A 14,106-nucleotide genomic window follows, 5' to 3' on the forward strand; every position below is an offset into this window, starting at 1 on the left:
AACCGCGGGACCCCGGGTCGCCCCGCCACCGCACCCGGTATAGGCTGGCGGCCGGGACTTCAGGGAGTGTGATCGCGTGTTCGCCGACGAGCTGAGACCGATGGAGACGGTGGCCGACCCCGAGACGGCGGTCGATCGCCTGGCAGCCTTGCACGCCGCCGCCACCGGAAGCCTGCGGGACGCGCTGACCCGCTTCCTCAGCCACGGCACGGCGCCCGACGCCGCCGAGCGGCTGACCTTCCGCTACCCCGAGCTGCGCCTGACCTACCGCCCGACGGGGCCGCTGCCGCGCATCACCCGCGCCACCGCGAAGTTCCAGGGCCCGGGCGTCTACGCCACCACGCTGACCCAGCCCGCGCATTTCCGCGCCTACCTGCTCGAGCAGCTGCGCCCGCTGGTGCAGGATTACGGCGCGACGATCGAGGTGGGCCCGAGCGCCCACGAGATCCCGTACCCCTACGTCGTCGAGCCGGGCGCCGAGCTCGCCCGCGGCGTCACCGCGAGCGACCTCGCGCGGCACTTCCCGACCCCGATGCTGTCGAGCGTCGGCGACGAGATCGCCGACGGGCTGTGGCGGGATGCCGGCGACGAGGTCCGGCCGCTGGCCCTGTTCGACGGGCCGCGGGTCGATTACTCGCTGCGCCGCCTCGTGCACTATACCGGCGCCGACTGGCGCCAGATCCAGCCCTGGATCCTGCTCACCAACTACCACCGCTACGTCGACCAGTTCGTGCGGGTCGGCCTGAAGGCGCTCGCGGCGGAGCCCGAGCGCTACGCCCGCCTGGTCCTGCCCGGCGGCGTCTCGGTCGAGGCCGGGGAGGCGGCCGGCGCCGAGGCCGACGCCTTGATCGCCGCCTCGCCCTGGCACAAGTTCCAGATGCCCGCCTACCACCTCGTCGCCCGCGATCGCGACGGGCAGGCGGGGCAGGGGACGAGCCTCGTCAATATCGGCGTCGGGCCCTCGAACGCCAAGACGATCACCGACCACCTGGCGGTGCTGCGCCCGCATTGCTGGCTGATGGTCGGCCATTGCGGGGGCCTGCGCCAGTCGCAGACCATCGGCGACTACGTGCTCGCCCACGGCTACCTGCGCCGCGACCGGATCCTCGACGAATTGGTGCCGCCGGACGTGCCGATCCCGGCGCTGGCCGAGGTCCAGGTCGCGCTGCAGGAGGCCGCCGCCAGCGTCACCGGCGAGCGGGCGGAGGCCTTGAAGCAGCGCCTGCGCACCGGCACGGTGGTGACCTACGACGACCGCAACTGGGAGCTGCGCTGGTCGCAGGAGCGCCGTCGCATCAACCTGTCCCGGGCGATCGGCGTCGACATGGAGAGCGGCACCATCGCGGCGCAAGGGTATCGCCTGCGGGTGCCCTACGGCACGCTGCTCTGCGTCTCCGACAAGCCGCTGCACGGCGAGATCAAGCTGCCGGGCGCCGCCAACGCCTTCTACGAGCGGGCGGTGGGCGAGCACCTGCTCATCGGCCTCGCCACCCTCGACGCCCTGCGGCGCAACCGGCACGGCCTGCACTCGCGCAAGCTGCGCAGCTTCGACGAGCCGCCGTTCCGCTAGAGCATTGTCCGACGAAGTGGATACCGGTTCGGCGCAGAAAATGCGGCAAAACCAAAGACCTGGAGCAGCGCCCGATGGCAACGCGATCGGGCGCTGCTCCAGCCCCGTGCCGCTGCCGATCTCGAACAGCCGCCACGTCGCCGTGCCGGAGGGTACCTCCGAGCGCGTCGTCGCGATCGCCGACCTCGCCGCCTCCCTCGGCGCCGACGCGCTGATCCGCCTGCACGAGGAGGATTTCGCGGGCCTGTCCGGCCTCGGCCGCGACTTCGTCCACTTCAACCTGGAGCGCACGATCAACCGCGCCGGCCTGCGCTACGCCCTGATGCCGATCCTGCGGGCCGGGCGGCGCCGGCCCGGCGGGCCCGAGGAGCTGCCGGTCCTCGACCCGACCCGGTTCCGCACCGGCCTGTGCGTCGCGGTGCGCCAGGGCCTGCCGGTGGCGGCGGTGACGCCGGACCTGTTCGCGCATTCGCTGCCGGCGATACGCGACGCCGACGCCCTCGCGGCGGCCCTGGTGCGCCGCTACCGCCCCCTGTTCCCGGATCTCGACCCGGCCGGGATCGTGGCGCGCGGTTGCGCGGTCACGCGGCTGCGCCTCGACGAGGCGTGACGGCGTCATGCCGCTGCTGTCGCGCCCGGCTTCCTTGCGTCATACGAGGCCCGCCATCGCTAGGAAGAGTATCCTTACCGCGGCTTGATACGATCCAATCCGGGGCGACCACTCGGTCCAGCTGCCGCAATTCTTCACTGTTCGCGCCTGGACTGCCGATTTCGCGTATATGTTTTACCGGTTCGCAACCGGGAGCCGGACAGGTTGCGCGGACACCGAGCCGGACGCGAACCTTCATGCTCCAGACCGCCGAAACCCTGGTCGCCCTGCACGACGGCCGGCTCGTCGGGCTGTCGGTCCTGATCGGCGTGCTCGCCTCGATCACCGCGATCGACCTGCTCCAGCACGCGCGGGCCGCCGCGGCCAGCAGCCGGGGGATCTGGCTCTCGGCCGCCGCGGTCGCGGGCGGGTTCGGGCTGTGGGCGAGCCAGATGATCGCGCAGGCCGCGATCCGGCCCGCCGACGAGATCCTGCACCGGAGCGAGCCCCTGCTGCTCGGCCTCGTCATGATGGTGCTCCTCGCCGGCGGCGGCCTGCGCGCGGCCGTCTCGGCGCCGCGCCGGGTCGGGCCCTGGCTCGGCGGCGGCCTGATCGGCCTCGGCCTGGCGGCGGTCGGCGCCGCGGTGTCGGAGGGCCTGCCGGGGGCGGGCGGGCCGGCCTGGATCGCCGGGATCGGCCTGTCGGCGGCCGCCGGAGCCCTGCTCTGCGGCCTCGCCCTGTCCTTGAGCCTGCGGGAGAGCCCGGCGAGCCGCGGCGCCGGGGCCCTGCTCCTGTCGCTGGCCGTGACGCTGCCGCACGGCATCGCGCTCGCCGCGGCCGGGGAGGGGCTTCGCCCCGCGGCCCTCGACGGCCAGTTCGCCGCCTCGCTGGGCTTTGCCAGCCTGACGCTCCTCGTCCTCGCCTTCACGGGTCTGACCCTCGACGGCCGCGCCCGGCGCCGGCGCGAGGCGCAGGAGCTGATGCGCAGCCTCGCCGACGCCGCGGTCGAGGGGATCGCCGTCTGCGAGGGCCGGCGCATCGTGACCGTCAACACCAGCCTCGCCGAGCTGATCGGCCGCGTGCCGGCCGCCCTGATCGGGCGGCCGATCACCGAGATCCTGCCGGAGGCGCTGCTGCTGCGCCTCGATTCGGGGCCGGCCGGCGCGGTCGTCGAGACCGAGCTCCGGGGCGTGGGCGGCGAGGCGCTCCCGGTCGACGTGATCCGCCGTCCCCTCGGCAACCGGCCCTGCCACGCCTTCGCCTTCCGCGACCTGCGGGCGCGGCGCCAGGCCGAGCGCGACATCCGGTTCCTCGCCCATCACGACACGCTGACGGGCCTGCCCAACCGGGCGACCTTCCGCGCGCGCCTCGACGAGGAGATCGCCGTGGCGCGGGCCGGCGGAGGCCTGGTGGCGGTGCTCTGCCTCGACCTCGACCGGTTCAAGGACGTCAACGACCTCTACGGCCACGCCATGGGCGACGGTCTGCTGCAGGCGCTGGCGCGCTGGATCGCGCCGGTGCTGGGACCGCGGCAGATGATGGCGCGCCTCGGCGGCGACGAGTTCGCGGTCCTGATGCCGGGGATCGCGCGGCCGGAGGAGGCCGGACAGCTCGCCGAGGAGATCCTGCGGGTGATCCGGGAGGGCAACGCCCGGGCCGGAAGCGGGCCGATCCTGGCGACCAGCATCGGCATCGCGCTCTGCCCGACCGACGCGGAGGACGGCCAGACCCTGCTCAACCACGCCGACGCCGCACTCTACTGCGCCAAGAACCATGGACGGGGCGTGCACCGGTTCTTCGAGCCGGTGCTGGCCGCGCAGATCCGCGACCGGCGCTCCCTCGAGCACGACCTGCGCCACGCCGTCGAGCGGGGCGAGTTCCGGATCGTGTACCAGCCGCAGATGGCGGTCGACAGCGGCACCGTCGTCGGGTTCGAGGCGCTGCTGCGCTGGCAGCACCCGGAGCGCGGCGCCGTGCCGCCCGACCTGTTCATCCCGATCTCCGAGGAGACCGGCAGCATCCTCGGGATCGGCGAGTGGGTCCTGCGCGAGACCTGCCGCGAGGCCGCCTCGTGGGAGAAGCCCCTGCGCATCGCCGTCAACGTCTCGGCGGTCCAGCTCCACGCCCCGGGCTTCGCCGAGCTGGTCCACGAGGTCCTGGTCGTCACGGATCTCTCGCCCGCCCGGCTCGAACTCGAGATCACCGAGACGGCGCTGGTGCGCGATCCCGTCCGGGCGCTGGCGACGCTCAGGCGGATCAAGGCGATGGGGGTGCGGATCGCGATGGACGATTTCGGCACCGGCTACTCGTCGCTGTCGAACCTGCGCGCCTTCCCGTTCGACAAGATCAAGATCGACCGCTCGTTCATCCGTGCCGTCGACGTCAATCGCGAGACCGCCGCGATCATGCGGGCGGTGCTGGGCCTGGGCCGCGGCCTCGGCCTGCCGGTCCTGGCGGAGGGCGTCGAGACCTCGGCCGAGCTGGCCTTCCTCGGCGCCGAGAACTGCCACGAGGCGCAGGGGTATCTCCTCGGCCGCCCCGGCCCGATCGCGCATTTCGTCGAGCATACCCGCGAGGCCCAGGGCGCGGCGGACGCGGCGTAGGAGGCTGCGTCGCCCGGGCGGTCGCGACGCCGTCCCTCGTTGCGCGGCCGCGCAGCCCGGAAGCCGGAGGTGGCTGACGCAGAGGAAGGAGGCCGGACGCTGTCCGGGTCATCCCCTCGCCGAGTGTCCGGATCGCGGATTGCGCCGGGTATCCCCCGGGATGACCGGGTGCATGCCGGTTTCCGGCGGGTTCGGTCGATACCGCCTCGAGCCGTCGCACGGGAGGGGGCACCGCGACTTGGCACGCGAGTTCGCACCTCCCCCTCCACACCCTAATCTCGCCGGCCACACGAACGGGCACGACGGGAACAAGATCGATCAAGCAGCGGTTTGCCTGCGGCCCGGCGACTTGCCGGCGGCACTTGGGTCATTAATCCACGATTAGCCACTCGGACTTAGGTTTCGTCGAAGAACGACCGAGCAGCTCCAATGCGCATCAAGACTATAGTCCTTACCGGCTTCGCCCTCGTCGCGATTCCGGGCCTCGCGGCCATGACCTGGATCGCGGCGGAGAACTGGCGCGCCTGGACGCACGCGGCCCATGCCGAGATCGCCGCGACGGTCGTGAACGACGTGCAGCGGGCGCAGACGGTGTTCGCCGTCGAGCTCGGCACCATCAACGCCGCCTCGAAGGCCGAGACGCCCGACCTGCCGGCCCTCGCCCAGGCGGCCCGCGCCAGCGATCCGCTGCTGGAGGCCGCCGAGCGGAGCGTCGGGGCCGCCGGCCTGGACGGGCGGAGCCTCGCCGAGACCAGGGCGGCGCTGGCGGGCCTGAGGGAGACGATCGCCGCCCAGGCGAAGCTGCCCGGCGCGCAGCGGGACCAGGGCTTCTCCGCGAAGGTCATGCAGGAATTGCAGCGGGGCACCTCCCGGCTGTCCGATCTCGCCAAGTCCGCCGGCCGCCGCGTCGCGGTCGAAGCGCCGCGGATCGCCCCCGCGGTGGAGGTCGCCACCCAGATCATGGATGTCCGGGAATTCGTCGGCCGCCGCGCCGTGTTCCTGGGCAACTGGGTCACCGGCACCCCGCCCGCCGCCGATCTCGGCGCCGTCGATCAGCTGACCGGCCGCGCCGCGCAGGCCTGGGACAACGCCGCGCGGATGATCGAGGCCCTGCCGGGCGCCGAGGCCCTGAAGCAGGAGCGGGAGCGCCAGGTGGCCTCCTTCGTCAAGCGCGACGACGCGCGCTGGCTGGAGATGATCGCGACCGCCCGCGCGCAGGCCCGGCTCGCCCCGGACCAGCCCGTCGCGTGGCCGTTCAACCGGGCCGAGTTCCGCAAGTGGACGCTGCCGGGCCTGGCGAACATCCTCGCCCTGCGCGACGCGGCCCTGGATCACGCGATGGCCGAGGCGCGGAGCGCCGCCGACGCGGCCAGGAGCGCCGTCATCCTGGCGCTCGGGGTCGTGGGCCTCATCCTGATGCTGTCGGTCGGTGCGGCGGTCCTGCTGTTCGCCCGCGTGGTGCGCCCGCTCCAGACCATGACCCGGGTCGTCGGCCGGATCGCCGGCGGCGACGCCGAGGTCGCCGTGCCGAGCGTCGGACGCGGCGACGAGATCGGCTCGCTGGCCGCCGCCGTGCAGGTGTTCAAGAACAACCTGATCCACACCCGGCGGCTCGAGGCGGAGACGGCCCTCGCCCGCGCCGACGCGGAGACGCAGCGCCGGGCCACGATGGGCGAGATGGCCGACCGCTTCGAGGCGGCGGTGGGAAGCGTCGTCGGGTTGGTCTCGGATTCGGCGGCCGAGCTGCAGGGAACCGCCCGGCGGATGAGCGCCGCGGCGACCGATACCGCGGGCCGCTCGATCACGGTCGCGGCCGCGGCCGAGGAGGCGGCGGCGAACGTCAACACCGTCGCGGCGGCGGCGGAGGAGCTCGGCGCCTCGGTGCAGGAGATCGGCCGGCAGGTCTCGGGCTCGGCCGACCTGGCGAAGCTGGCGGTGGGCGAGGCCGACCGGACCGCCTCCCTGGTGCACGAGCTGAGCCGGACGGTCACCCGGATCGAGGGCGTGGTGCAGCTGATCTCGTCGATCGCGGCCCAGACCAACCTGCTCGCGCTCAACGCGACGATCGAGGCGGCGCGGGCCGGCGAGGCGGGGCGCGGGTTCGCGGTCGTCGCCGCCGAGGTCAAGGAGCTGGCCAACCAGACGGCCCGTGCGACCGAGGAGATCGCCGGCCAGATCGGCCAGGTCCAGGGAGCGACGGGCCAGGCCGTCGGGGCGATCGGCTCGATCGCCGCGCGGATCCGCGAGATCGACACGGTCGCGGCCTCGATCGCCGCGGCGGTCGAGCAGCAGGGCGCGGCGACCCAGGAGATCGTCCGCAACGTGACCCAGGCCTCCACCGGCACGACGGAGGTGACGAGCCACATCGCCGGCGTCGCGCAGGCCTCCGAGACGACGGGGACGGCCGCCGGGCAGGTCCTGGCCTCGGCCTCCGAGCTGTCGCGCCAGTCCAGTCACCTCGCGAGCGAGGTGCAGCGCTTCCTCGCGACGATCCGCGCCGCGTGATCGACGGGCGCGCCGGACGAGGGAAGCCTCCGATCCGGGCCGGCGGCCCGGATCGCGGTGCCCGCCGTCAATCGACCCGCCGCAGCCCTTGCGCGAAGCGCCTGGCATTGGCGACGTAGCGGTCGGCCGAGGCGCGCAACCCCGCCACCGCCGCCTCGTCGAGCACCCGCACCGCCTTGGCGGGAGCGCCGACGATCAGGCTGTTGTCGGGGAATTCCTTGCCCTCCGTGACGAGCGCGTTGGCGCCGACGAGGCAGTTGCGGCCGATCCTCGCGCCGTTGAGGATCGTCGCGCCCATCCCGATCAGGCTGTCGTCCCCCACGGTGCAGCCGTGCACGATGGCGCCGTGCCCCACCGTGATGCCCGAGCCGAGGGTGAGCGGGAAGCCCGCATCGGTGTGGAGCACCGCGCCCTCCTGGATGTTGGTGCGGTCGCCGATCGCGATCGGCTCGTTGTCCCCGCGGATGACGGCGCCGAACCACACCCCGACCTCGCGGCCGAGGCGCACCCGCCCGATCACGTGGGCGTCGGGCGCGATCCAGGCGCTGCCGTCCTCCGGCAGGACCGGGCTGACGGTGTCGAGGGCGTAGAGCGGCATCGGCGGATCCTCCGGGAGTCGTTTCCGCCCTCATCGCATGCCGGGACGGCGCAGTCAGCCCGCGGCATCGGCGCGACGGCGCCGGCCCGCGACGACCGGGATGCCGTCGGCTCCATCGAGACCGGTCCTCTACACCGAGCCGACGGTCTTCAGCCGCGCCCGCGCGTGGATCTCCGCCTGGCTCATCACCGGGGTCTCGCGGCGGAACCGCTCGATGATCGAGCGCACGAAGGGCCGGGCCTGGACCGAGGTGACGAGGACCGGCATCTCGCCCATCCGCGCCGCCTCCTCGAAGCGGTCGCGCACCGTGGTGACGAAATCCGAGAGCTTCGAGGGCTGCATCGCCAGGTGGCGCTCGTCGCCGTGGCCGACGATCGCCTCCATGAAGGCGCTCTCCCAGGCCGGCGACAGGGTGATGATCGGCAGGACGCCGCCCGGGCCCTGGTACTGGGCGCAGATCTGGCGGCCGAGCCGGGCGCGGACGTGCTCGACGATGTCGCGCGGGTTCTTGATGTGGCCGGCCACCTCCGCGATGCCCTCGACGATGGTGCCGAGGTCGCGGATCGAGACCCGCTCGGCGAGCAGGTATTGCAGCACCCGCTGGATGCCCGTGGTCGCGATCTGGCCCGGCACGACCTCCTTCAGAAGCTCGCCGTGCTCCTTCGGCAGTTCCTTGAGGAGCTTGTGCACCTCGACGTGGTTGAGGAGGTCGGCGACGTGGGCCTTGATGATCTCGGTGAGGTGGGTCGAGACCACGGTGGCGGCGTCGACCACGGTGTAGCCCTTGAGCTGGGCCTCGTCGCGCAAGGAGGCGTCGACCCAGGTCGCCGGCAGGCCGAAGGTGGGTTCCAGGAGGTGCTGGCCGGGCAGCTGGACCTGGCCGCCCATCGGGTCCATCGCCATGAACTGGCCCGGGAAGACCTGGCCCGCACCGGCCTCGATCTCCTTGACGCGCACCACGTAGCTGTTGGCGTCGAGCTGGACGTTGTCGAGGATGCGCACCGAGGGCATCACGAAGCCGAGCTCGGCGGCGAGCTGCCGGCGCAGGGCCCGGATCTGGTCGGTGAGGCGGTCCTGGCCCGCCGGCCCGTTGACGAGGGGCAGGAGCGCGTAGCCCATCTCGAGCTTGAGGTCGTCGAGCTTCAGGAGGTCGGCCGCCGTCTCCTCCTTCTGCGCGCCCGTGCCGTCCGCGGCGGGGGCGCCGCCGGCCGCGGCCTCGGCCTCGGCGGGCTTGGGCATCAGGGCGATGCGGCGGGCGAGGTAGGCGGCGCCGAGCCCGAGGCCCAGGAAGGGCAGCGCCGGGATGCCGGGCATGAGCCCGATCAGGATCATCACGCCCGCCGACATCCCGAGCGCCTTGGGGTAGTTGGCGATCTGGCGCCCGAGCGCCCGGGCGGCGGCGCCGCGCACGCCGGCCTTGGAGACGAGCAGGCCCGCCGCGGTCGAGACGATCAGCGCCGGAACCTGGCTGACGAGGCCATCGCCGACGGTGAGAAGGGTGAAGGTCTTGGCCGCGTCGGAAAACCCCATGCCCTGCTGGCCGACGCCGATGACGATGCCGCCGACGACGTTGATGACGGTGATGAGGAGTGCGGCGATCGCGTCGCCGCGCACGAATTTCGAGGCGCCGTCCATGGCGCCGAAGAACGAGGATTCGTCCTCGAGCGACTGGCGGCGGGTCCGCGCGGTCTTCTCGTCGATCAGGCCGGCCGAGAGGTCGGCGTCGATCGCCATCTGCTTGCCGGGCATCGCGTCGAGGGTGAAGCGGGCTGCGACTTCCGCGATGCGCCCCGAGCCCTTGGTGATGACGACGAAGTTCACGATGATCAGGATCGCGAAGACGATGATCCCGATGAGGAAGTTGCCGCCCATCACGAAGTGGCCGAACGCCTCGATGACGTGGCCGGCCGCCGCCGTGCCCTCGTGGCCGTGACCGAGGATCAGCCGCGTCGAGGCGAGGTTGAGCGCCAGCCGCAGCATCGTGGCGATGAGCAGCACCGTCGGGAAGACCGTGAACTCGAGCGGGTTCTCGATGAACAGGCCGGTCATCAGGATCAGGACCGACAGGATGATCGAGACCGCGAGCAGCAAGTCGAGGAGCAGGGCCGGCAGCGGGAAGATCAGCACCGTCAGGATGCCGAGCAACGCGACGGCGAGCACGAGGTCGCTGCGGCGGGTGAGCGCCATCAGGTCGGCCCGCGTCGGCAGCGCGAAGATGCGGCCCGCGCCGAGTGCCCCCGTCTCGCTCATCAGATCCCAGCCCTCGGTCGACCCGGCCATGATCGACCGGGCAATGATCGACCCGGCAATGATCGACCAGGCAATTCCTGCCGGGTGCATGGTTAGGGATCGGTTAACGACCCGGGCGCCCGGTGAGGCCTGCGCCGCCCAGACCCCGTCCCCGGCCCCGTGCACGGCCCCCGCCGATCCGCGCGCGATGCAAAATGAAGCTCCGTCGAGTTTCTGACCGGAACAATCCTCGCGTTCCGTTTTTGTGCGTCGCAGCACAGAGGAAAAACAAAGATTACGATCTCAACGGTCAAGCTGAATACGAGATTTCTTGGAACTCGGGCAGCGTGCCGCGCTCAACGTTACGCGTGCGGAACCAAGACGCGCGGCAACGATTGAGAAGGCATCGATCGGTCAGACAAGGTTCGAGGAGATCATGCGCAAGACCCTCATCACCCTCGCGGCTCTCGGCATGCTCGGAGCCGGCGCGGCTCAGGCTCAGACCACGGTGACGGGCGACCCGGCGCGCGACGCCAAGCCCAGCACCCAGTCGCAGGGCCAGGAGGCGGTGACCCGGCCCAACACCGACATGATGGACAAGAACAACCCGGGCACCACCGGAACCGTCACCACCAACGCCAAGCTCGAGCCCGGCGCGAACAGCTTCACCGAGGCCCAGGCCCGCAGCCGCCTCGAGCAGGCCGGCTTCAAGGACGTGAAGGAGCTCAAGAAGGACGACCAGGGTATCTGGCGCGGCCAGGCGATGCAGTCCGGCAACACGGTCATGGTCGGCCTCGACTTCAAGGGCAACGTCGCGACGGCGCGCTGAGCGCGAAGAGACCCCGCATCCCCCTTCCCGGAACATGAGGACGACGCCCATGGCGACCCGTACCATCACCGCCCTGTTCGACAACTACGACGAGGCCTCCGCGGCCGTCCGCAAGGTCGAGGCGGCCGGCGTGCCGCACGCCGACGTCAGCATCGTGGCCAACAACCAAGACGAGCGCTATTCCGGCCATATCGGCCGCGACACCGCGACCACGGGCGACACGGCGGCCACCGGCGAGACCGCGCATGACGCGTCGAACGGCGCCGGAGCCGGCGCCTCGCTCGGCACCGTGCTCGGCGGCGGCGCCGGCCTTCTCACCGGCCTCGGCCTGCTTGCCATCCCGGGCGTCGGCCCGGTGGTCGCCGCGGGCTGGCTCGTCGCCACGCTCACCGGGGCCGGCGTCGGCGCGGCGGCCGGCGGCCTGATCGGCTCGCTCACCGGGGCGGGCCTCAGCGAGGAGCAGGCGCACAGCTACGCCGAGGGCGTGCGCCGCGGCGGCACCCTGGTCACCGTACGGGCCGACGACACCCATGCCGACCGGGTCTACTCGATCCTGAAGGAGCACGGCTCGGTCGACATGGACGACCGCGCCCGCGGCTGGCGCCAGGAGGGCTGGACCGGCCGCCACGACGAGACCGCCCCCTCGATGACCAACCCGGCGGCGGTCGCCGGCGGTTCGTCGGCGGTGGGCGCGGCCGGCAGCACCACCACCGGCCTCAATACCGGCGGCATGCCCTTCGCGGCCGGCGCTCCCCCGACGACCCAGGCGGTCGATCCCGGCCTGCCGGGCACCACCCGCGAGCGCCACATCGGCATCGAGGACGAGCTTCCCCCGGCCCGTCAGCCGGTCGGTACCGACCGGCGCTGAGCCGGCGAGCGGCGCTGAGAACCAGGACCGCGTGAGGCGCGAGGCGGCGGCAGGGGCGACCCTGCCGCCGCTTCCTTTTGGGCGAGGCCGGCCGCCTCGCCCCCGTTTCGCGGCAGTCGATCGAAGACTTCGAACGGGCGTCAAGTCGAGCGCGGGATCCCCGCTCCCGTGGGGGAGAGGGGTAGGGGCGATCGAAGACCGCGCGACGGTGGCACGCTTCCGAGTAAAGCTCAGTTCATCACGCTGCCAGCACGACGCTTCGTGCTTTATCGCGGAACCGTATCACCCTCACCCCCAGCCCCTCTCCCACATGGGAGAGGGGATCCCGCGACTGCAATTCGACAGGTGGTTGTTGCCGGACGGCGATGAATGTCTTGATCCCCGTCGCGCGCGAGACTGACGCTCGACTCGCCGGAACACTACGTCATCACGCACCGCCTCCTTCAATCGAAGGACGCGTCTGACCGCGTTTTGGTATCTTTATGGCTCTTGAACGGCGCCGGGGGCGTCGGGGAGCCGACCGATGCCCGAGACCGAGACGTGGCCCGCCCTGCTGGGGCCGCTCGTCACCGCCTATGCTCCCGTCCTGGCGGCGCCCGGGCCGAACCTCCTGGTGGTCCTGCGGGCGGGCGTCGCGGCACCCGGGCGCGGGCCGCTCGTCGCCGCCCTCGGCGTCGCCTGCGGGGCGGGCCTCGCGGCGGCCCTCGCGGGGCTCGGTGCCTCGCTGCTGCCGGCGGGCCGCCTCGTCACCGGGCTCGGCACCGCGTTGTTCGCGCTCCTGATGCTGCGGGCCGCCTACAGGCTGGCGAGCGGACGGGCGGGCCCCGCCGAGGATCCGTCGAGGATGGTCCCGGGGCGCGACGCCGGCACCTTCGCGCTCGGCCTCGGCGCGGCGCTCACCAACCCGGTCAGCCTCGCCTTCTTCGCCGGCTTCTTCCTCGCCCATCCGGGCCGGGGCGCGGTGCCGCTGGCGGGCGCGGCGGTGTTCGGCATGGCGGCGACGTGGTTCGGCCTCGTCGGCCTCGTCCTCACCCGGCCCGCCTGCCGGGCGCGCCTCGCCGGCACCGGACGCCTCGCCCGCCTCGCCTTGGCGCTCGCCCTCGTGGCCTGCGCGGCCCTGGCGGTGTGGCGCGCGCTGGGCGCGTGACGGCTGGCGCGGCCCGGCGCACCTCCCCTACACTGCCGGCAAGGACGATTCGGGAGGAACATCATGCGCTGGCTCGCCACCCTCGTCGCGCTCGTCTGCGCGCTTCCCGCCCTGGCGGAGGAGCCGCTCAAGTTCCGGGTCGATCCGGCCTGGCCCAAGCCCCTGCCGAACAACTGGATCATGGGACAGGCCGCGGGCGTCGCCGTCGATGCCGAGGACCACGTCTGGGTGATCCAGCGGCCGCGCACGCTCACCGACGACGAGAAGGCCGCGAGCCTCGATCCCCCGCGCACCCGCTGCTGCGTCCCGGCCCCGCCGGTCCTGGTCTTCGACCAGGAGGGCAACCTCCTGAAGTCCTGGGGCGGGCCGGGCCAGGGCTACGACTGGCCGCAGAACGAGCACGGCATCCACATCGACCACAAGGGCTTCGTCTGGCTCGCCGGCAACGGCGAGCGGGACGGGCAGATCCTGAAGTTCACGCAGGACGGCCGCTTCGTGATGCAGATCGGCAAGTCCGGGCCGCAGACCGACAGCCGCGACACCACGCGGCTCGGCAAGCCGGCGAACATGCAGGTCGATCCGGAGACGAACGAGCTCTACGTCGCCGACGGCTACTACAACCACCGGGTCATCGTGTTCGACGCCGAGACCGGGGCGTTCAAGCGGATGTGGGGCGCCTACGGCGAGCCGCCGACCGACGAGGCGCAAGGGCCCTACGACCCGGCCGCGGCACCGGCCCGCCAGTTCCGCAACCCGGTCCACTGCGTCCAGGTCGCCCGCGATGGCCTCGTCTACGTCTGCGACCGCACCAACGACCGCGTCCAGGTGTTCCGCCGCGACGGCACCTTCGTGAAGGAGTTCAAGGTCGAGCCGCAGACCCGGGCCAACGGCTCGGTCTGGGAACTCGCCCTGTGGCCGGACGAGGGGCAGACCTACCTGATGAACGCCGACGGCGCCAACAACGAGGTCCGTACCCTGCGGCGGGAGGACGGCGCGGTCCTCGGCCGCTTCGGCCGCAACGGCCGGATGGCCGGCGACTTCCACTGGGTGCACAACCTCGCGGTCGATTCCCGCGGGAACGTGTTCACCACCGAGGTCGATACCGGCAAGCGGGCGCAGAAATTCCTGCTCCAGGGCACCATGGTGCTGCGCAAGCGCACGCCGTGAG

Annotated in this window: 10 protein-coding genes; 8 read left to right on the forward strand and 2 right to left on the reverse strand. The window is 72.4% G+C overall.

Annotation, left to right across the window (positions count from 1 at the left end; all coding sequences use genetic code 11):
• The first annotated feature begins 76 nt into the window (after window positions 1-76).
• From DK419_RS14700 to DK419_RS14720, 4 genes are all read left to right on the forward strand, one after another.
• Window positions 77-1,570 (forward strand): AMP nucleosidase, encoded by a 1,494-nt coding sequence (locus DK419_RS14700; protein ID WP_109959739.1) that lies wholly within the window; start codon window positions 77-79, stop codon window positions 1,568-1,570.
• A gap of 106 nt (window positions 1,571-1,676) precedes the next feature.
• Window positions 1,677-2,180 carry a hypothetical protein gene (locus tag DK419_RS14705; RefSeq protein ID WP_109959740.1) on the forward strand — a complete coding sequence of 168 codons (504 nt, stop codon included), beginning with the start codon at window positions 1,677-1,679 and terminating at the stop codon, window positions 2,178-2,180.
• 236 nt (window positions 2,181-2,416) lie between these two features.
• Window positions 2,417-4,762: a putative bifunctional diguanylate cyclase/phosphodiesterase gene (locus DK419_RS14710; protein ID WP_109959741.1), complete on the forward strand. Its 2,346-nt coding sequence runs from the start codon at window positions 2,417-2,419 to the stop codon at window positions 4,760-4,762.
• Between the two features lie 429 nt (window positions 4,763-5,191).
• Window positions 5,192-7,267, forward strand: a complete 2,076-nt coding sequence (locus DK419_RS14720) for a methyl-accepting chemotaxis protein (protein WP_245442444.1) — start codon at window positions 5,192-5,194, stop codon at window positions 7,265-7,267.
• 67 nt (window positions 7,268-7,334) lie between these two features.
• Here the strand turns inward: DK419_RS14720 and DK419_RS14725 are convergent, their stop codons facing one another.
• The gene (locus DK419_RS14725) at window positions 7,335-7,865 is read right to left on the reverse strand and encodes a gamma carbonic anhydrase family protein (RefSeq protein WP_109959742.1); all 531 of its coding nucleotides are present in this window, start codon (window positions 7,863-7,865) and stop codon (window positions 7,335-7,337) included.
• A 129-nt stretch (window positions 7,866-7,994) separates the two neighbouring features.
• The gene (gene flhA, locus DK419_RS14730) at window positions 7,995-10,115 is read right to left on the reverse strand and encodes a flagellar biosynthesis protein FlhA (protein ID WP_109962316.1); all 2,121 of its coding nucleotides are present in this window, start codon (window positions 10,113-10,115) and stop codon (window positions 7,995-7,997) included.
• A gap of 415 nt (window positions 10,116-10,530) precedes the next feature.
• On the opposite strand from flhA, the gene DK419_RS14735 reads away from it, so the two are divergent.
• The 4 genes from DK419_RS14735 to DK419_RS14750 all read left to right on the forward strand — a co-directional run bounded on the left by DK419_RS14735 (window position 10,531) and on the right by DK419_RS14750 (window position 14,105).
• Window positions 10,531-10,923: a PepSY domain-containing protein gene (locus DK419_RS14735; protein ID WP_109959743.1), complete on the forward strand. Its 393-nt coding sequence runs from the start codon at window positions 10,531-10,533 to the stop codon at window positions 10,921-10,923.
• A gap of 49 nt (window positions 10,924-10,972) precedes the next feature.
• On the forward strand, window positions 10,973-11,791 hold the full coding sequence (locus DK419_RS14740) for a hypothetical protein (RefSeq protein WP_109959744.1): 819 nt from the start codon (window positions 10,973-10,975) through the stop codon (window positions 11,789-11,791).
• A 523-nt stretch (window positions 11,792-12,314) separates the two neighbouring features.
• Entirely contained in the window at window positions 12,315-12,938 is a 624-nt protein-coding gene (locus DK419_RS14745) for a LysE family transporter (protein ID WP_109959745.1), read from the forward strand.
• 63 nt (window positions 12,939-13,001) lie between these two features.
• Window positions 13,002-14,105 carry an NHL repeat-containing protein gene (locus tag DK419_RS14750; RefSeq protein ID WP_109959746.1) on the forward strand — a complete coding sequence of 368 codons (1,104 nt, stop codon included), beginning with the start codon at window positions 13,002-13,004 and terminating at the stop codon, window positions 14,103-14,105.
• Window position 14,106 lies beyond the last annotated feature (1 nt).

Source organism: Methylobacterium terrae, from assembly GCF_003173755.1.
Taxonomy (GTDB): domain Bacteria; phylum Pseudomonadota; class Alphaproteobacteria; order Rhizobiales; family Beijerinckiaceae; genus Methylobacterium; species Methylobacterium terrae.